The sequence below is a fragment of the Mycobacterium sp. MFM001 genome (assembly GCF_003402475.1).
Classification (GTDB): Bacteria; Actinomycetota; Actinomycetes; order Mycobacteriales; family Mycobacteriaceae; genus Mycobacterium.
This window is the reverse complement of the sequence record NZ_BFAB01000001.1, coordinates 345,135-363,554: the sequence shown is the minus strand read 5'-3', so window position 1 is coordinate 363,554 and position 18,420 is coordinate 345,135. Positions and strand designations below refer to the sequence as shown.

General features: G+C 65.0%; 20 protein-coding genes. 15 read left to right on the top strand and 5 right to left on the bottom strand.

The window, feature by feature from the left end; translation table 11 throughout:
* Nucleotides 1-111 precede the first annotated feature (111 nt).
* A complete protein-coding gene (locus MFM001_RS01785; RefSeq protein WP_160117983.1) occupies nucleotides 112-867 on the top strand; it encodes a DUF2182 domain-containing protein in 756 nt (251 codons plus the stop codon).
* On the opposite strand, the gene MFM001_RS01780 is transcribed toward MFM001_RS01785, so the two are convergent.
* Genes MFM001_RS01780 through MFM001_RS01770 form a run of 3 tightly spaced genes read right to left on the bottom strand, consistent with a single transcriptional unit; the run spans nucleotide 818 to nucleotide 2,730 of the window.
* The gene (locus MFM001_RS01780; protein ID WP_116372940.1) at nucleotides 818-1,198 is read right to left on the bottom strand and encodes a nuclear transport factor 2 family protein; all 381 of its coding nucleotides are present in this window, start codon (nucleotides 1,196-1,198) and stop codon (nucleotides 818-820) included. The genes MFM001_RS01785 and MFM001_RS01780 overlap by 50 nt on opposite strands.
* Complete coding sequence (locus tag MFM001_RS01775; protein ID WP_116372938.1) at nucleotides 1,195-1,830, bottom strand: class I SAM-dependent methyltransferase; 636 nt, start codon at nucleotides 1,828-1,830, stop codon at nucleotides 1,195-1,197. Before MFM001_RS01775 ends, MFM001_RS01780 begins: the two co-directional genes overlap by 4 nt.
* A gap of 3 nt (nucleotides 1,831-1,833) precedes the next feature.
* A complete protein-coding gene (locus MFM001_RS01770; protein ID WP_116372936.1) occupies nucleotides 1,834-2,730 on the bottom strand; it encodes an alpha/beta hydrolase in 897 nt (298 codons plus the stop codon).
* Nucleotides 2,731-3,172: 442 nt separating this feature from the next.
* On the opposite strand from MFM001_RS01770, the gene MFM001_RS01765 reads away from it, so the two are divergent.
* The 14 genes from MFM001_RS01765 to MFM001_RS01695 all read left to right on the top strand — a co-directional run bounded on the left by MFM001_RS01765 (nucleotide 3,173) and on the right by MFM001_RS01695 (nucleotide 15,532).
* Nucleotides 3,173-3,901, top strand: a complete 729-nt coding sequence (locus MFM001_RS01765) for an ABC transporter permease (protein ID WP_116372934.1) — start codon at nucleotides 3,173-3,175, stop codon at nucleotides 3,899-3,901.
* Nucleotides 3,898-4,719, top strand: coding sequence for an ABC transporter permease (locus MFM001_RS01760; RefSeq protein WP_238158844.1), 822 nt, complete (start codon nucleotides 3,898-3,900; stop codon nucleotides 4,717-4,719). Before MFM001_RS01765 ends, MFM001_RS01760 begins: the two co-directional genes overlap by 4 nt.
* 5 nt (nucleotides 4,720-4,724) lie before the next feature.
* Nucleotides 4,725-6,038 (top strand): MCE family protein, encoded by a 1,314-nt coding sequence (locus MFM001_RS01755; RefSeq protein WP_116373565.1) that lies wholly within the window; start codon nucleotides 4,725-4,727, stop codon nucleotides 6,036-6,038.
* Between the two features lie 24 nt (nucleotides 6,039-6,062).
* Nucleotides 6,063-7,091 carry an MCE family protein gene (locus MFM001_RS01750; protein ID WP_116372932.1) on the top strand — a complete coding sequence of 343 codons (1,029 nt, stop codon included), beginning with the start codon at nucleotides 6,063-6,065 and terminating at the stop codon, nucleotides 7,089-7,091.
* Complete coding sequence (locus tag MFM001_RS01745) at nucleotides 7,088-8,326, top strand: MCE family protein (protein ID WP_116373563.1); 1,239 nt, start codon at nucleotides 7,088-7,090, stop codon at nucleotides 8,324-8,326. The genes MFM001_RS01750 and MFM001_RS01745 overlap by 4 nt, the downstream gene beginning before the upstream one ends.
* Entirely contained in the window at nucleotides 8,323-9,585 is a 1,263-nt protein-coding gene (locus tag MFM001_RS01740; RefSeq protein ID WP_371685017.1) for an MCE family protein, read from the top strand. Before MFM001_RS01745 ends, MFM001_RS01740 begins: the two co-directional genes overlap by 4 nt.
* A complete protein-coding gene (locus tag MFM001_RS01735) occupies nucleotides 9,582-10,703 on the top strand; it encodes an MCE family protein (RefSeq protein WP_116372930.1) in 1,122 nt (373 codons plus the stop codon). Before MFM001_RS01740 ends, MFM001_RS01735 begins: the two co-directional genes overlap by 4 nt.
* A 1-nt stretch (nucleotide 10,704) precedes the next feature.
* A complete protein-coding gene (locus tag MFM001_RS01730) occupies nucleotides 10,705-12,111 on the top strand; it encodes an MCE family protein (protein WP_116372928.1) in 1,407 nt (468 codons plus the stop codon).
* Entirely contained in the window at nucleotides 12,078-12,626 is a 549-nt protein-coding gene (locus tag MFM001_RS01725) for a mammalian cell entry protein (protein ID WP_116372926.1), read from the top strand. The genes MFM001_RS01730 and MFM001_RS01725 overlap by 34 nt, the downstream gene beginning before the upstream one ends.
* Nucleotides 12,623-13,111 (top strand): hypothetical protein, encoded by a 489-nt coding sequence (locus MFM001_RS01720; RefSeq protein ID WP_116372924.1) that lies wholly within the window; start codon nucleotides 12,623-12,625, stop codon nucleotides 13,109-13,111. Before MFM001_RS01725 ends, MFM001_RS01720 begins: the two co-directional genes overlap by 4 nt.
* Nucleotides 13,112-13,133: 22 nt before the next feature.
* Nucleotides 13,134-14,012, top strand: coding sequence for an alpha/beta hydrolase-fold protein (locus tag MFM001_RS01715; protein WP_238158882.1), 879 nt, complete (start codon nucleotides 13,134-13,136; stop codon nucleotides 14,010-14,012).
* Nucleotides 14,013-14,018: 6 nt separating this feature from the next.
* Entirely contained in the window at nucleotides 14,019-14,492 is a 474-nt protein-coding gene (locus MFM001_RS01710; RefSeq protein ID WP_116372920.1) for a CAP domain-containing protein, read from the top strand.
* A gap of 5 nt (nucleotides 14,493-14,497) precedes the next feature.
* Nucleotides 14,498-14,881 carry a DUF732 domain-containing protein gene (locus tag MFM001_RS01705; RefSeq protein WP_116372918.1) on the top strand — a complete coding sequence of 128 codons (384 nt, stop codon included), beginning with the start codon at nucleotides 14,498-14,500 and terminating at the stop codon, nucleotides 14,879-14,881.
* A gap of 141 nt (nucleotides 14,882-15,022) precedes the next feature.
* Nucleotides 15,023-15,532 carry an SRPBCC family protein gene (locus MFM001_RS01695; protein ID WP_238158842.1) on the top strand — a complete coding sequence of 170 codons (510 nt, stop codon included), beginning with the start codon at nucleotides 15,023-15,025 and terminating at the stop codon, nucleotides 15,530-15,532.
* A gap of 8 nt (nucleotides 15,533-15,540) precedes the next feature.
* Here MFM001_RS01695 and MFM001_RS01690 read toward each other — a convergent pair whose 3' ends face one another.
* On the bottom strand, nucleotides 15,541-16,881 hold the full coding sequence (locus MFM001_RS01690) for an MFS transporter (protein ID WP_116372914.1): 1,341 nt from the start codon (nucleotides 16,879-16,881) through the stop codon (nucleotides 15,541-15,543).
* Nucleotides 16,882-16,952: 71 nt separating this feature from the next.
* Complete coding sequence (locus MFM001_RS01685) at nucleotides 16,953-18,413, bottom strand: AMP-binding protein (RefSeq protein ID WP_116372912.1); 1,461 nt, start codon at nucleotides 18,411-18,413, stop codon at nucleotides 16,953-16,955.
* Between the last annotated feature and the right edge of the window lie 7 nt (nucleotides 18,414-18,420).

The window sequence follows — 18,420 nt, the reverse complement described above, 5'->3', positions numbered from 1 at the left end:
AGGACATGGGTGACCGCAGCAACGTCGCTGCGCTGAGCGCTTACCGACTCGACGGCATGCCGCCGCGTGTCGCGAATACCGCCCGACCGCATGATCGCCTACAAACAGCGCATGAGCCAGAGCGTTCCGCGGGCGGCTGTACATCCGGCCATTCGGGTCGCCGGGACGGTCCTGCTGGCGGTTGTCGTCGCGCTGGCCTGGTGGCTGACGGTCAACGAGGCGCGACGGATGCCGGGAATGGTCGACGGCCTCGCCCATGCGGGCAGCGGGATGCCGTTCGACACCGGCCCGGTCCGCTTCGCGGGCATGTGGATCGTGATGATGGCCGCGATGATGCTGCCGGGCATCATCCCGCTGATAGCCAGGAGCGGCCATACGCATCCGCTGACAGGCACAGCCGTGGCCTCCGGATATCTCGCCGTGTGGTTGCCGACGGCTGCCATCGCCTTCGCGGCATTGACGGCTCTGAACGAAGTCGGTCACCCGAACCCCTGGCTCAGCCGCATCGGCGGCGTGGCCGTAGCTCTGGCCGGCGCATACCAGTTCACTCGCTACAAGCACCTAATGTTTGGAAACGACTGTGGCCGTGGCCAACTGGGCACCGCAGATGCGTTCGGCGCGGGCCTGTCCCACGGTGTCCGGTGCGTGGGCTCGTCGTGGGCGTTGATGTCAGTCCTTCTCGTGGTCGGGGTGATGAGTGTCAGCTGGATGGCGGTGATCAGCGTCGTCAGCGTGGCGGAAAAAGCCTGGCCTCAACGCAGGGCGCTGCGGTTCGGAATCGGGTTGGCTCTTATCGCCGTTGGTCTCGTGATTGCACTCAGCCCTCAGACGCTGACTGCGATCGCCGAGCTCCGCCCGGCTGCTTGATGAACACGCTCACGTGGTTGATCAGGCCGTCGTCGCCCTGCTCGAAGCGGATGCACTCGGGGTACTCGACTCGCGCGTCGTCGACCTCGAAGCCCTCGATCAGCTCCACATACGAAGCCCGGTCGGACACCTGCGAGATCCGTGTCACCGCCAGCCGGTGGCCCTTTAACGGCGCGACGACGTCGCGCAGGTAGGCGACGTAGGGCTGCTTGCCTTCGACGACGTCGCAGAACGGGCCCTCCCTGTGCAGGCTTTCGTCAGAGATGGTGGCGGCCAAGCCGTCCCAATCATGCGCAGCCAGGCAGGTCAGATAGCGCTCGACCGTGCTCATGACTTCGTCCCGGCGGTAACCAGATCCGAGATGAACGTGATCCACGCGGGCCGGGGGACGCGGTGTTGATCGGTGACGGTGAAACCGGCGTCCTCGAATATCGCCCGTATTTCTGCCTGCGAGGCGTGGTGCGCCGGTTTCCACCGGCTGGCCACCGGTGCCTGCAGCAGCGGTTGTCGCGCGCTGAGCGCAACGACGACGGCCAGGCCGCCGGGAGCCAGCACGCGGTGAAACTCACGCACGGCAGCCGGCTGGTCGAAGAAATGAAACGCCGAGGTCGTCACGACCGCATCGAGCGCGCCGTCGTCGAAGGGCAGGTGCTCAGCCGGCCCCTTGCGCCACTGCACCCGGTCCGAGCGGGCCCGCGCCTGAGCGAGCATCCCGTCGGACATGTCCACCCCGTAGACCTCATCCGGCTCCAGCTCGCGCTGAATGCGGTCGGCCAAAACTCCTGTGCCACAGGCGACGTCAACAATACGGCGAGATCCGTGGGCGCGTAGCTGCGCGATCACCTCGTCCTGCGGCGGACGGTAAACCCAGCGCTGCAGAACCGGAAGGTTGTAGGCGGGTGCTGCGAAACTCCAGAACCGCGTGACGGCTTCGTTGAAGCCCCGCCGTCGAGTCGTTGCCATGGTTCAGGGTAACCGCCCCGTCCAGTCGAGCAACCGCTGCCACAACAAGCGGCGGGTCGAGGCCATGTTGTGACAGTGTGCGCTTCCCGGAACGACGAACGTCGTGACGTCGGGACTGCCGCGATAGAACCGCGCTTCGCTGTGCGGATCGGGCGACACGTCCACCTCTCCGTAGCCCAGGAAAACCGGCACGTCCACCAAAGCCGCCTCGTCGGCGGTCACGCCCGGAATCGCCGCCGCGCAAAAACACCGTGGCGCAACGGATATCGTCGTCAGGTTGTCGGCCTGCACCACGTCCGGCGGGACGTCGTCGAGATGAAACCAGCCCTGCAGCCAGTCCCGCGAGGTTTCCATGTACGGCTCGGGGAGCACGGCGGCAAACTGGTCGATCAGTGCCGCGCGGCCATGCGGGGTGGACGCCGCGGCGATGAATTCGGGATCGAGGTTCAGCGGTGCGACGTGTTGGTTGGTGCAACCGAGGATGGCCAGCGCCGCGTAACTGGCCGCCGCGGTTTGTTGCAGTATCGCGAGGTATCCGCCCAGCGAATGCGCCAGCGCGACGGGACGCTCTGTGCTGCCGGTGATTTCCCGCAGACCGGCCACGGCGCAGGCGAGCGCCGCGGCGATATCCGCCAACGTGACGTCGCGCAATGGTCTGCTGCTGTCACCCGTGCCGAGCGGGTCGATCGCCACCACCGAGTAGCCACGCTGCGACGCGTATTCGGCGAAGCTGTAGCCGGATCGGCCGGGCACATCCAGGTGCCAGTAGCCGCGGTTGTACGTTCCACCGGGCAGGCACACCAGCACGGTCGGATGCGGCGTGCCGGCGGGGTAGTAGCTCGCGGCCAGCGACGCTGTTTCGCCGACCGCTTCGCTGACGTCGAGCCGTAGCTCACGCATTGACGCCGCCCGCTGCGCGATTGACAAGCAACTCGGGGTCGTCGACGAGGCGGATCGTCCGGGCGGACATCGAATCGGGAATGTCTGCACTTCCTCTCCGCAGAGTTCCTACTGTCGGATCAAATTATGGCGTTCGACTTGTCTCGGATACGGCGGTAATGCCATTCAGGCCGCGCTCGTCACGCTCGTGTGACCCTATGTGTCGGATGGGCAAAATGCCCTGGTCAACGCCCGGATTTCTGCCACATTTGTTCTGGTTGATTCCAACCCTCTGGCGAACAAGCGCCTTACCCATAGATTTCCCGCGTGATTTCTGTGCGCGGTCAACGCATGGCCTCGGTGCCGCGCGAGCATGCCTATGGGCGGACGGGGTAAACCGGTGCCCGCACTCCTCGCGCTACCGGCCGCGTCAAAGGTCGATTGGTCGAAGCCCGCAGTCGCAATGGGCGATTTCGTCGTGCTGGCCGGCGAAACCGCCGCCGCCACATTCCGGCGGCCCTTCGCCTTGCGCGAGCTGATCGATCAGATCTGGTTCGTGGCGAGGGTGTCGATCATCCCCACCCTTGTGCTGTCGATCCCGTACACCGTTCTGATCGTCTTCACGTTGAACATCGTGCTGATCGAGGTCGGGGCCGGCGATCTGTCCGGCGCCGGTGCCGCGCTCGCCTCGGTCACCCAGGTCGGCCCGGTCGTCACCGCCATCGTCGTCTCGGGCGCCGGCTCCACCGCGATGTGCGCCGATCTCGGCGCCCGGACGATTCGCGAGGAGATCGACGCGATGAAGGTGATCGGCGTCAACCCGATCCAAGCTCTGGTGGTACCCCGGGTGATCGCCGCGACATTCGTTGCGCTGATGCTCTATTCGGTGGTCGCGGTGGTGGGCCTGTCCGGAAGCTACTTCTTCGTGGTGTTCATCCAGCACGTCACACCGGGGGCGTTCGTCGCGGGGATGACGCTGCTCACCGGCCTACCGCAGGTGATCGTATCGCTGGTCAAGGCACTGCTTTTCGGACTTTCCGCCGGCCTGATCGCCTGCTACAAGGGGCTTTCGGTCGGTGGCGGACCGACCGCTGTCGGCAACGCCGTCAACGAAACCGTGGTCTTCGCGTTCATGGCCCTGTTCCTGATCAACATCCTGGCCACCGCGTTCGGCGTGAAGGTGGCGCCGTGACCAGCCCCGTCCTGACTCGAGTGGTCGACTCGACGCGCAGCCTTGGTGCGCAGACAGCCTTTTACGGCAACGCCCTTAGGTCCACCGCCGACGCGGTCCGGCGCTATCCCGCCGAGGTGCTGCGGTTGATCGCCGTCATGGGGATGGGTACCGGGGCCCTGGCTGTCATCGGCGGCACGGTGGTCATCGTCGGCTTTCTGACACTGACCACCGGCGCGCTGATCGCCGTGCAGGGCTACAACACACTGTCCAACGTCGGGATCGAAGCCCTCACCGGTTTCCTCGGGGCGTTTCTCAACGTCCGCTTCATCGCACCGGCCACGGCGGGCGTGGCGCTCGCGGCCACCATCGGCGCCGGCGCCACCGCGCAACTCGGGGCCATGCGCATCAACGAGGAGATCGACGCGCTCGAGTCGATGGCCATCCGGCCGATCACCTACCTGGCGTCCACCCGCATCGTGGCCGGAATATTGGCGGTCATCCCGATCTACACCGTCGCGGTGCTGATGTCGTTTCTGGCCACCCGATTCGGCACGACGATCATCTACGGCCAGTCGAGAGGCGTTTACGACCACTACTTTTCGTCGTTTCTGCACCCGACGGACCTGCTGTGGTCCTTCACCGAGGCGCTCGCGATGGCAGCGGCCGTGATGTCGGTGCACACCTACTACGGCTACACCGCCACCGGCGGCCCGGCCGGCGTGGGAGAGGCGGTCGGGCGTGCGGTGCGTACCTCCATCACCGCCGGGGTGTTCATTCTGCTGACCATCACGCTGTCGGTATACGGACAGTCCGGCAACTTTCATCTGTCGGGGTGACGGCGATGAACAACACACTTCGACGTGGGGAGATCGATCCGATCTGGTGGGCACCGGTGCTGCTTCTGGTGATCGCGGCAGTGAGCGTGCTGACAGGTATGGCGTTCTCTGGAACGCCGCGGAAAACCGTTGCGCTCACAGTGGTTTCGGACCGCGCCGGTCTGGTCATGGAGGACGGCGCCAAGGTGAAATTGCGCGGCGTCCAGATCGGCGAAGTCACCTCGGTTGATGCCTACGCCGATTCGTCCGGCGTCAACTTGTCGAAGTTGAGACTCAAGATCTCTCCGCGCGAGTTCGACTACCTGCCAAGCAATGTCCAGGCAGAGATCAAGTCGAGCACCGCGTTCGGCGCCAAATACGTCGACCTCGTCGTTCCGTCTGCAGGCGCCAGCCCCCGGCCGTTGGCGCCGGGCGCCGTGCTGCACTCACGCAACGTGACCGTCGAGGTCAACACCGTATTCGAGAACCTCCAGGCCATCGTCCACGCCATCGACCCCGCGAAGCTGAATGCAGTGCTCTCGGCAGTGGCCGACGGAGTGCGCGGCAAGGGTGATCGCATCGGGCAGGCGATCACCGGCGCCAACCAGGTGCTGCTCACCGTGAACCCGAGAATGCCGACGGTTCGCCAAGACTGGCAGTTGTTCGGCAAGACCGCTCACGTGTATTCGGATGCGGCGCAAGACATCCTCTCGGTTCTCGATTCGTTTTCGGCGACCAGCGCAACAATCACCGCAGATGCCAAGGAACTCGACGAGTTGCTGCTCTCCGCAATCGGATTCGCCCAATCGGGTATCAACACGATCGGCAAAAACCAGCAGAACCTGGTCGGCGCGGTCAATATCCTGCTGCCCACCACCGACCTTCTGATGAAGTACTCGCCGACCTACACCTGCTTGTTTCAGGGTGCTCAATGGTTCTTGGAGCACGGCGGCCGAGACGCTCTGGGAGGCAACGGCAAATCCGTCATCATGGATGCCGCGCTGCTGTTCGGCGACGATCCCTACCGCTATCCCGACAACCTGCCGGTCGTGCAGGCCAAGGGCGGCCCCGGCGGCAAACCCAGTTGCGGCTCCCTTCCGGACGTCAGCAAGAACTTCCCGGTCAAGTACCTGGTCACCGACACTGGTTTCGGCACCGGTCTGGATATCCGGCCCAATCCCGGTATCGGGTTCCCGGGCATCGCCAACTACTTCCCCGTCACCAAGGGCACGCCCGAACCGCCGCGGATCCGCTACCCCGGCGGCCCTGCGCCGGGCCCGTTGCCGCCCTACCCCGGAGCGCCGCCGTACGGCGCGCCGGACAACCCACCGTCACCGTGACCACCGAATGAGCAGGGAACAGCTATGAGAGGCATCAGCTTTCGCGCCGTGACGCGCGTGGTGCTGTTCACCGTTGTCTGCCTCGCCTTCACCTTCGTGCTGGTCACGGTGTTCGGTCAGTTCCGGTTCGACCAACGGGCCTCCTACAGCGCGGTGTTCACGAACGTGTCGGGCCTCAAAGGCGGAAACTTCGTCCGCATCGCCGGCGTCGAAGTGGGAAAGGTCAAGGACCTAACGTTGCACAAGGACGGCACCGTCACCGTCGACTTCGCCGTCGACAAAGGGCTGACCCTCACCGAAGGCACGAAGGCGTCGGTGCGCTACGAAAACCTCATCGGTGACCGTTACCTGTCGCTCGAAGACGGGCCTGGCCCGACGCGAAAGTTGCGGCCCGGCCAGACGATTCCGCTGACCCGGACATCCCCGGCACTCGACGTCGACGCACTCATCGGAGGTTTCCGGCCGCTGTTTCGCGCCTTGGACCCCGACCAGGTCAACGCGCTGTCAGGTCAACTGCTCCGGGTGTTCCAGGGACAGGGCGGCACCATCTCGTCGGTGCTTGCCCAGACCTCCGCGCTGACCACCACGCTGGCCGACCGCGACAAGCTCATCGGCGAGGTGATCGCCAACCTCAACACCGTCCTGCACACCTTCGCCGCCCGCGACGATCAGTTCTCCACGGGATTGGACAAGCTCTCACAGCTCGTCGAGGCGCTGGCGGCGCGCAAGACCGATATCACCAAGGGGGTCGCCTACATCAATGCCGCGGCGGCCTCGGTTGCCGACCTGTTGACCGTCGCTCGCCAACCGATCAAAGACACCGTCGTGCAAACCGACCGTGTCGCAGGGCAAATCGAGGCGGATCACGACTACGTCGACGACCTGGTCAAGACCCTCCCCGACGCCTATCAGGTGCTCGCCCGCAACGGACTCTACGGCGACTACTTCGGCTTCTACCTCTGCGACGCAATTCTGAAAGTCAACGGAAAGAACGGCCAGCCTGTGTTCGTCAAGCTGGTGAGCCAAGTGACGGGGCGGTGCACGCCGAAATGAAGCGCCTCCATGTCAAACCGCTTGCCGAACGCAACCGGATCACCGTGGGTGTGGTCGGGATACTCGCCGTGGTCGCGCTGGTAGTTGCGGTCTTTTCCTACAACAGGATTCCGTTCGTCAACGGCAGCACCGACTACTCCGCCTACTTCTCCGAGGCCGGCGGGATCAAGACCGGCAGCGACGTTCGGGTGTCGGGCCTGTCGGTCGGCAAGGTTTCCGGCGTCACCTTGGATGGGGCGAAGGTACTGGTGACCTTTTCGGTCAGCAGGGGTGTCGCGCTGGGAGAGCGGACCGAGGCGGCAATCAAAACCGAGACCGTGCTCGGCACCAAGATGCTCGAACTGACCCCTCGCGGGGACGGCAAGCTCACCGGTGTCATCCCGATCGAGCGAACCCACTCTCCCTACGACCTGCCCACGGCGCTGGGCGATCTGACAAGCACCATCAGCGCTTTGGACACCACGAAGCTGTCCTCGGCGCTCACCACTCTGGCCGACACGTTCAAGGACACCCCACCCGACCTGAAGGTCGCGCTGGAGGGGGTGGCGCGATTCTCCGACACCCTCGACACCCGCGATGCGCAGCTACGCAACCTGCTCGGCGATGCGAACAAAGTCACCGCGGTGCTGGGCAAGCGCAGCGACCAGATCGCCGGCCTCGTCGCCAACGCCAATGCACTACTGGCCGAGCTACTTTCGCAACGTAATTCGGTCGACGCGTTGATAACCAACCTGACCGCCGCGTCCCGGCAGATCTCCGGTCTGGTCGCCGACAACCGCAAGCAACTCAAGCCGGCCCTCGACAAGCTCAACGGCGTGCTGGGAATCCTGGACAACCGCAAGCAGGAACTCCAGCGCACGTTGTATCTACTTCGCCGATACGCGATGTCGTTCGGGGAGGTGCTGGGGTCCGGCCCGTTCTTCAAAGCCTCATTGGTCAACCTGGTGCCCGGCCAGTTCGCCCAGCCGTTCGTCGACGCCGCGTTCTCCGATCTGGGACTTGACCCCAACGTGCTACTGCCGTCCCAACTGGTCGACCCGCCCACCGGGCAGCCCGGCACACCGCCGCTGCCGTTGCCCTATCCGCGGACCGGACAAGGCGGCGAGCCCAACCGGACGCTGCCCGACGCAATCACGGGCAATCCGGGCGATCCTCGCTACCCCTACCGGGAACCGGCACCCGCGCCCCCGCCCGGTGGGCCGCCGCCGGGTCCGCCGGCGAGCGGAGGGCAGTGACCGTGCTCGCGAAACATCCACGCGCCGTGCGGATTGCGACGGCGCTCAGCTTGGTGCTGACCCTCGGGATCGGGATCACCACCGTCGCCACCCCATGGTGGAAGCACATCAGCAGAAACACCTATGTCGCCTACTTCGCCAACACCAACGGCCTCTACACCGGCGACGAAGTCCGGATTCTCGGGGTCGCCGTCGGAACGGTGGAGCACATCGACCCCCAGCCCGACGCGGCCAAGGTCACCTTCACGGTCGACGCGCACTACCCGGTTCCCGGCGATGCCCGGGCGGCGATCCTATCGCCGTCGTTGGTTACCGCGCGCGCAATCCAACTCGTCCCCGCCTACTCCGGCGGCCCGAAGCTCGCCGACGGCGCGACCATTCCGCAAGAGCGCACCGCGGTTCCCGTCGAGTGGGACGACCTGCGCAAGCAACTGGAGAAGCTGACCGACTCCTTGCAGCCCACCACTCCCGGCGGACCCAGCGCGCTGGGCAAATTCATCGACACCACAGCGGCCAACCTGCGCGGCGAGGGCGACACCGCACGCGACACGGTCATCAAGCTCTCCCAGGCGGTTTCGGCGCTCGGCGACCACAGCACCGACATCTTCAGCACGGTACGCAACCTGCAGTTGCTGGTATCCGCGCTGTCGTCGAGCAGCGATCTGCTGGCCGCGTTCAACAACAACCTCGCCGACATCACGACCGTGTTGTCCGATACCCCCAACGAGTGGGCCCAGGCGATGAAGGGCGTGGACGACGCGGTGAACGACCTGCGTGGCTTCGTCGCCGAGAACCGGGAAGCGCTCGGCACCACCTTCGACCACCTCAACGCGATCACCACCGCGATGAACGACAGCCGAGGTGACATCAAGCAGACCCTGCATATCGCGCCGACGGTGTTCCAGAACTTCATGAACATCTACCAGCCCGCGCAGAGCGCAGTCACGGGCATTCTGGCCCCGGTCAACTTCGCTGATACCGTCCAATTCCTCTGCGGCGCTATCGAGTCCGCGGCCCGAATCGGCGCAAAGCAATCGGCAAAGCTGTGTGTGCAGTACCTGGCTCCGATCATCAAGAACCGCCAGTACAACTTCCCGCCGGTCGGCCTCAACCCATTCGTGGGCGCATCGGCACGCCCGAACGAGATCACCTACAGCGAAGACTGGCTCAACCCGCACGCCGCTCAGTCCGTCGACCCCAGCCAAGGACTTGCGGGGCTGATGCTGCCCCCGCCCGCGCCACCGGACGGCTCGCCATGAGACGCATAGTGGCTGCGGCGCTTCTCGTTTCGTGCCTGTCGGCGTCAACCGGCTGCCAGTGGCGAGGCCTCAATTCACTGCGGCTGCCCGGAACCGAAGGCACCGGCAAGGGCTCCTACGTCATCCAGGCGCAATTGCCCGATGTCGTTGTCATCCAGCCGAACACCCGGGTCCGTGTCGCCGACGTCAACGTCGGCAACGTCACCAAGATCGAGGTACAGGACTGGCATGCGCTGGTGACCATGCGTATCAACGGCGATGTCCATCTGCCAGCCAACAGCACCGCCAAGGTCGGGCAGACCAGCCTGCTGGGGTCCATGCACATCGAATTGGCCCCGCCGACCGACGAGCAACCGCAGGGCGAACTCAAGAACGGCTCGGTGATTCCGCTCGCCAGAGCCGCCACCTACCCGACCACCGAGCAGACACTTGCGTCGGTGTCGATTCTGCTCAACGGCGGCGGGCTGGGGCATCTGCAGGAAATCAACCAGGCGTTTGCCACGGCGTTGGCGGGCCGGGAAAGCGACATGCGCAGCCTGCTCAACCAGCTGGACACCTTCATCGGGGAGTTGCATGCCCAGACCGACGACATCATCGCGGCCACCGAGAGTCTCAACTCGTTGGCCGGACAGGTCGCCGCGAAAGACAAGACCGTCGACAAGGCGCTCACCACGATCCCGCAGGCGCTGGCCGTGCTGTCGGATTCGCGAAACAAGTTGGCCGACGCCATCGATGCGGTGGGCAAGTTCAGCGCCGTCGCCGCCTCGACAATCGGCCAAACCAAGGAATCGCTGGCAAACAACCTGCGCAACGTCGCGCCGGCGTTGCGGGAACTGGCCAACGCCGGGCCCGCCCTGACCAAGGGCCTGGACTTCCTGTCGACGTACCCGTGGGTGAAAAGCAACGTGGCCAACTGGTTTCGCGGCGACTTCGCCAACATCACGCTGGTCATCGATCTGACCTTGAGCCGAATCGACAGCGGCTTCTTCACCGGGACGAGGTGGGAAGGCAACCTCACCGAACTCGAACTGCAGTGGGGCCGCACGATCGGCCAGATGCCGAGCCCGTACACCGCGGCCAATCCGTTGATTGTGCCCTACCACTTCGGCGGGTACTAGCGTGCTGCGGTTGTCTCGCCGGATCTGGACGCAGTTGGCGATTCTCGCGGCGGTCACCCTCGTCGCTGTCGGCGTGATGGCGTTCGGCTTCGTGAAAGTGCCGGCGCTGCTGGGGATCGGCCGATACACGGTGACGGTCGAGCTGCCCGCGTCCGGCGGTCTGTACCCGACGTCGGTGGTGAACTACCGCGGCAGCGAAGTCGGCAGCGTCAAGTCGATCGACGTGACTCGCAACGGCGTTCGCGCTGTTTTGACGCTGGACTCGGGTATCGCGATTCCGGCCAACGCGACCGCCGCCGTACACAGCCGCTCGGCCGTCGGCGAGCAGTTCCTCGAGCTGACACCGCACGACGGCGCGGGCGCCAAACTGCGCGACGGCGATGTGATCCCGGCCGGCAAGGTGCAGGTTCCCGTCGACATCGGTTTCCTGCTCGACGCGACCAACAGGGCGCTGCAGGCGATCCCGCAAGACAATCTGCACACGGTTGTCGACGAGAGCGCCAAGGCCGTCGCGGGTCTGGGGCCGGAACTGTCGCGCCTCGTGGACGGATCGACGGCACTGGCGATCGACGGTGCCAAGACCACTGCACCGCTCGCCTCGTTGATCGACCAGTCCCCGCCGGTGCTCGATTCCCAAGTGCGGACGTCGGATTCGATCGCGACCTGGGCGCAACGGATGAACTCGATCACCGGTCAGCTCAAAGCGCAGGATGCAGCCTTCGCGGACCTACTGCACGTCGGGGGTCCGGCGCTGCGCGAAGGCACGGCGATGTTCGATCGGCTCGCTCCCGCGCTGCCGGTGCTGCTGGCCAACCTGGTGAGCCTCGGTGACATCGCGGTGACCTACCGTAACGATCTCGAGCAGCTACTGGTGCTCTTCCCGCAGGGAACCGCGGTGATGTCGGCGATCGCGTTGCCGGACTCCGACAGCAAGCAGGATTACAAAGGCGTCTATCTCGACTTCAACCTGAACCTCAACCTGCCGCCACCGTGCAACACCGGTTTCCTGCCGGTCCAGCAGCAGCGCGTGCCGTCGATGCAGGACTACCCCGATCGGCCCGCCGGCGAGTTGTATTGCCGTATCCCGCAGGACTCCGACATGAATGTCCGTGGCGTGCGCAACATCCCGTGCGAAGGCAAGCCCGGCAAGCGCGCCCCGACAGTCGAGCTGTGTGAAAGCGACGAGGAATACGTCCCGCTCAACGATGGCCTCAACTGGAAGGGCGATCCCAATGCGACGCTCAGCGGCCAGGGCGTGCCGCAGTACCCGCCGGCCGCAGTTGTCCCCTACGACCCGGCGACCGGGCGCTACGTGGGTCCGGACGGGCGGCCCTCCACCCAGTCCGACCTGGCCGACAGCACGAAAGGTAAGACATGGCAGAGCATGTTGCTACCGCCGAGCAGATAACCGAACCAGCGGAGCGCCCTGCGCTGCCGGATCTTTCGGGCATCCGCGCGGTGACCACGGTGGGTCTTGTCATCGTCACGGCCTTGGCCGGGGTGGGCGGCTGGCTGGGGTACCGCACGTACCAGGACCGCGAGTCGCGAGGGCACCGCAGCCTTTACGTGCAGGTCGCTCGGCAGGCTGCGGTCAACCTCACCACGATCGACTACGCCAACGTCGACGCGGACATCCGGCGGATCCTGGAATCGGCGACCGGCACCTTCCGGGATGACTTCCAGAAGAGATCGCAGCCGTTCATCGACGTGGTCAAAAATGTGCAGTCGAAATCGGAGGGTACCGTCTCCGAGGCTGGACTGTTATCCGAAGCCGATGACCAGGCGCAGGTGCTGGTTGCGGTGTCGGTGAAGACCTCGACTGCCGCTGCGCCGGAACAAGAACCGCGCAGATGGCGGCTGCGGGTCAGTGTCGAGCAAACGGGTGACGGCGCCAAGGTCTCCAATGTGGAGTTCGTGCCATGAGCGGCCAGACCACTCGCCTGGCGGCCTACGGGGTGCTGCCCGGCCTGGCGTTGCTCCTCGCGCTGGGAGACGGCTATCTGAAGTGGCTCGACGGCTCGGCGCGCGAATCACAGGCAGCGGCCGAGCAGTCGGTAAAAGCCGCCACGGACAGCACCATCGCGATCCTGTCCTACCGTGCGGACACCGTCGAACACGATCTTGCGGGAGCGGCCGACCGGCTGACGGGCGGATTCCGTCAACAGTACGCACAGCTGATCAATGACGTCGTTACGCCCGGCGCCAAGCAGCAGCACATTTCGGCTGTCGCCACAGTGCCGGCCGCGGCTTCGGTGTCTGCGGCCCAAAACCACGCTGTGGTCTTAGTTTTCATCAATCAGACCACCACGATCGGCAACGATGCGCCCACCCAGACGACCTCCAGTGTGCGGATAGCTCTGGACAAAGTCCACGATCGATGGCTCATCTCGCAGTTCGATCCGGTGTGAGCAAGGGAGAAGTGAGATGAACGTGAGACGCGTCTCGGTGGCACTCCGGGTGCTGTGCGCTCTCGTGCTGGCGCCCGGATTCGCCGGCGTCGCCCACGCGGCCAACTACGAGACCCTGATGGTGCCCTCCGCTGCGATGGGCCGCGACATCCCGGTCGCCTTCTTGAGCGGCGGACCACACGCGGTGTATCTGCTCGACGCGTTCAACGCCGCCCCGGACGTCAGCAACTGGGTGACTGCCGGCAACGCGATGAACACGCTTGCCGGCAAGGGGGTTTCGGTGGCGGCGCCGGCCAGCGGAGCCTACAGCATGTACACCGATTGGGAGCAGGACGGCAGCAGGCAATGGGAGACGTTTTTATCACGCGAGCTACCGGATTGGCTGGCCGCCAACAAGGGCCTCGTCCCCGGGGGCCACGGTGTAGTCGGTGCCGCGCAAGGCGGCTATGCGGCCGCAGCGCTGGCCGCCTTCCATCCCGACCGGTTCCGCTACGCCGGGTCGCTGTCGGGCTTCCTTGCGCCGGAACGGACCGGGGTGGACGGTGCCATCACCGACGGCTTGAAGCAGGGCGGCGGCGTCGACACCGACAACATGTGGGGCGCACCGCAACTCGGGCGCTGGAAGTGGCATTCCCCAAACCAGAACATTCAGCTGCTGGTGGACAACAACACGAGGCTCTGGGTCTACAGTCCGGGAAGCGGGGCCGCCAGTGACCAGGCGGCGATGATCGGCTACCCGGACATCGCGCAGGGCACCAACGCCACCTTCTACTCCCACTACCGAGACGCCGGGGGCCGCAACGGTCACTTCGACCTGGGTGGCGGCGGAGACAACGGCTGGTCGACGTGGGGGCGACAGTTGGGCGCCATGTCAGGCGATCTCGTGGCGAACATCCGGTAACGCGTCATGAGAATCCGGTTCGCTGTCGTCGTTGCGTTGATCGCGCCGGGCGTGGTCGCCGTACCGCCGGCTGCTGCGGACAACTCGCGGCTCAACAACGGCGTCGTTGTCAACGTCGACACGATCAGGAAGCACGCCGGCTGCACGAGCGACCTGCATATCAATCCGCAGCTGCAGTCCGCTGCGCAACGTCACACCCTCGACGTGCTCAACAACCCTGCCCTTGACGGTGATCTCGGGTCGGACGGGTCGACGACGCAAGACCGCGCGCGGGACGCAGGTTACACCGGCACGGTCGCCGAGACGGTCGCGATCAACCAGTCGTTGGCGATCAACGGCCTTGACGTGATGGACAATTGGTTCTACCGGCCCGACTACTACGCGATCATGTCGAACTGCGCCAACACCCAAATCGGGGTGTGGTCGGAGAACAGCGTCGACCGCAGCGTCGTCGTCGCAGTGTACGGAAGGCCGGTCTGATCGTCATGAAGTTCGGTATGTGGTTCGGCACAGCGTTGGTCGCAGCGACGCTGCCGCTTTCGCCTCAGGCGCACGCCGCTCCGGCACCCGAGGTCGAATATGTCTATGACGTGACAGTGCGGCGGCACTACAGTTTTGCGACGCCGGCCGACGCCGTCGACTACGGCTACGGAATCTGCGACAAGGTCAGCCATGGCGTCGGCTACCCCCAGGTCATGGCCGACGTGAAACGTGACGTGGCCCCTGACGACGAGTTTGCCGCCAATTACCTGGTTTCGTACGCGGTGAATCTGCTGTGCCCGGCTCAGATTTGGCAGCTGCGCAACTCAGCGGCCAACTATGTGCCGTCGGCCGCTCCGAGGTCCGGTGCATACGAGGGCGGCGGGTAGACGCCTCGAAGGAGCCACGCGAACGCTGCGAAGCCGTATTCCAGCTCGTCGCTGGCGTCGTAGTCCGGGTTTGGATTCATCGTCTGGTCACGCTCTCATGAGACGGGGGCGCATGGAAGCCTTTTCTTTACACTGATTCTTATGCGTCGCGAAACAGAACCGAGGGCTGCAGAAATCGGTTACTGGCAGCCCTGGCTTCTGTCTCGCGCTGAACGGACGCTCACCGAAGAGGTGCCAGCGGCGGCGGAGCTTGTGCGCGACTTCTATGTTGACCTGGACAGCATCAAAGCGGTTCACCCGCTGGTTGTTTCGGTGCGCACGCTCTCGCGCCATCAAACTGCCGACGGGTATGAGCAGACCTATTGCGTGGTCGACCGGATTCCGCTGGGAGCCCTGAACCTGCGGGTGAGCTATTGGGCGCGGTTGCACGTGCCGGCACACGGCGACGTGACTACCGAGGCCCGTCAATTCCCTCGGGTGCGTCTGAGCGGTCGGGTGAGCTTCGACCCGATCGCCGCGGGCACCCGCATCACCGAGCGGCTGCGGATCTCGGCTCCCCGACCGTTGGCCGCGATGACTGTGCGCAAGGCCGTCGATGCGCATCGTGCGATGCTGGCCGGTATCCGCGACCACTTTCGGCCAGGAGCGTGACAGGTCGCTCAACTCCTGCTTGCGGCCTCGAATTCGGCCTCGATCTGTTCGAGGGACTTGCGCGATGTCTCCGGGCCGAGCAGGTAACCGACAATGGTCAGCAGCCAGAGTCCAGCGCTCGCCAGGAAGGGAATCGTGGGGCCGAAGGCCGTGATGCCGGCACCCACCAGCAACGGGGCAAAGATGGCTGCGAATCGCCCCCCTCCGACGGCCAGCCCGAAACCCGTTCCCCGGATCCGGGTCGGAAACAGTTCGCTCACATAGGTGTCACCAACGCCCCACAGCCAGCCGAGCAACGCCATCATCAACGCACCGAAGACGAGGAAAAGTCCGAGCGAGGAAGCCGTCGTTGCCATAACGGTGGCAGTGATCATCAGCACCGCGCCTGCAATCCCGGCCGGCCGACGTCCGCGCCAATCCGACAGTCCCGTGCCCAGATAGGAGAAAAAGAACTGGGCCACATAGAATCCGATCGCATAGCCGATCGCGGTGGTCGGCGAGACGCCGAATTTCTTCACCATGAACGTGGTGAGGAAGACGCTAAGCCCCCAATAGCCGGTTGCGTTGGCTGTGTACAGCAGCCAACCGATGCCAATCCGCTTGGGCACACCCGGGATTCGCCAGATCCGCTCCTTCGCTCCTGAAGAACGCTCGAGTTCCTGAGCGGCCCGAACCTTGTCATCGGCTTTCTGGATGGCGTATCGAACTGACTCCTGCACAAGGCGCCGCAGCGCGAAGACCGCCACGGCGGGGACGATCGCGATGATGAAGGTCCATTGCCACCCGAACCGGGGTGCGATGTAGAGGGCGGCTAAGCCGGCAAGAATGTAGCCGAATGAGAAGAGCGAGAACATGATTCCGCCGACGCCGATCGCGCGGTACCGCGGTGGAAACATCTCGCACGTGTACGGCGCGCCAACTGCAAGTTCACCGGCGCCGCCCACACCGGTGAGAAACCGCAGCGCCGCGAACAGCGGGATGTTGGCGGTCAGTCCGCCAAGGGATGTGGTGGCCCCGTACAGGAGGATCGACACGCCGAGGGTGTCCTTGCGGCCCCAGCGGTCTGCCGCGATACCGAAGCCGATTGTCCCGACCATGTAACCGACGAGGAAAATTGAGCCGATGAAGCCCAGTGTGGTGAGGTCGACGGCGAAGCTGACGGCGATCAGCGGGAGAACCAGTCCGTAGATGTTTACCGCGTAAGCATCGAAGCTGTACCCCAGCCCCGCGGTCACCGCCACCAGCAAGGAGTCGCGAAGCGGGATCTGCGCGCTCAAGTCGCGGGTCGCGCTCGTGCGGAGAGGCGCCTTCTCCTGCTGGATCGACACGTCGGTCGTTGTCGATGTCATGCGTCGGATTGTGTGCGTCGCGCGTCGCGATGGCACTGCTAAACCGCGGCATGATCAAAAGTGCTCGCGGATCAGACCAACTGTTGTCGCAGTTCTCGTTTCAAGACCTTGCCGTAGCTGTTCTTCGGTAGGTGGTCCACAAACACGTAACGCTTGGGGCGTTTGAAACGGGCGATGCGCGACAGCAGATGGGCGTCGAGCTCGTCGGCGCCGGCCGTCCCGACAATGAACGCGACCACCACTTCGCCCCACTCGGCATCGGGCTCCCCGACGATGCAGGCTTCCGACACGGCGGGGTGTTCGAGCAGCGCCTCCTCCACCTCGCGCGGATAAATGTTGCTGCCGCCGCTGATCACTACATCCTTGGATCGGTCACGCAAGGTCAGATAGCCACGCGGGTCGAAGGAACCCATATCGCCGGTGTGCAGCCAGCCGTTGTGCAGCGCCTCCCGGGTGGCCTCGGGATTGTTCCAGTAGCCGGACATGACGACATCGCCACGACAGGCGATTTCACCGATCTCACCCACCGTCGCCGGCGTGCCGTCGCTGCGCAGCACCGCGACTTGCACACCCGAGCGCGGGTACCCGACCGACCCGAGCACCGCGTCGTCGGCAACGTCGTGGTCCCCGCGCCGCAGACCGGTGATCGTCATCGGCGCCTCACCCTGGCCGTAGATCTGCGCGAAGATCGGCCCGAACGCCGCCAGCGCTTTCTTGATGCTCTCGACGTACATCGGGCCGCCGCCGTAGACGATCGTCCGCAGTTGTCGCGGGCAGGCGCGACCAGTATCGACCAAGCGCTGCACCATGGTTGGGGCGAGAAACATAGCGCAGCCGGGATGACGATCACACAGGTCCAGGACTTCGTCGGCATCGAATCCGCCACCAGCCGGGACCACCTGACGGGCGCCGCGCAGCACGTAAGCGGGAATGTACAAGCCCGAGCCGTGCGACATCGGTGCGGCGTGCACGAAGCTGCAATGCTCGTCGGGCGCATCGATATCGGCAAGGTGGGCGATCGTCATCGCCATCAGGCTGCGATGCGTCAGCATGGCGCCCTTCGCCCGCCCGGTGGTGCCGCTGGTGTAGAACAGCCACGCCAGCGCCGTGGGATCGCTGCACGGTGGCGTGGTCGGCGAGGCGGTGAGCAGGCGTGAATAGTCGTCTGTCCCAATGGCTTCGATTGGCACATCAGTCACCGGTGCCAGCGCCTCCGCGATCGACGGCGACGCAAAAACCCTCGAGGCGCCGGCATCCGCGAGGATCTGCGCCATCTCGAGCGGGTGCAGCTTGTAGTTGATCGGGACGGCCACACACTCGGCCGCCCAGATCGCGAACAGCAGTTCCACGATCTCCGGGCGGTTCTCGCTGGCAACTGCGATGCGCGCGCCCGGCGGTGGTAGTGAACTGGCCAGTCGTAATGCGCGCTCGCGCAGTTCCTGCCACGTGCAGAACAGGCGCTCGCCGCGATAGACGGCATCGCGATCCGGGAAGCGGGTCGCGGTCTGGTCGAGGATCGTGAAAAGGTTCAACGGCCAG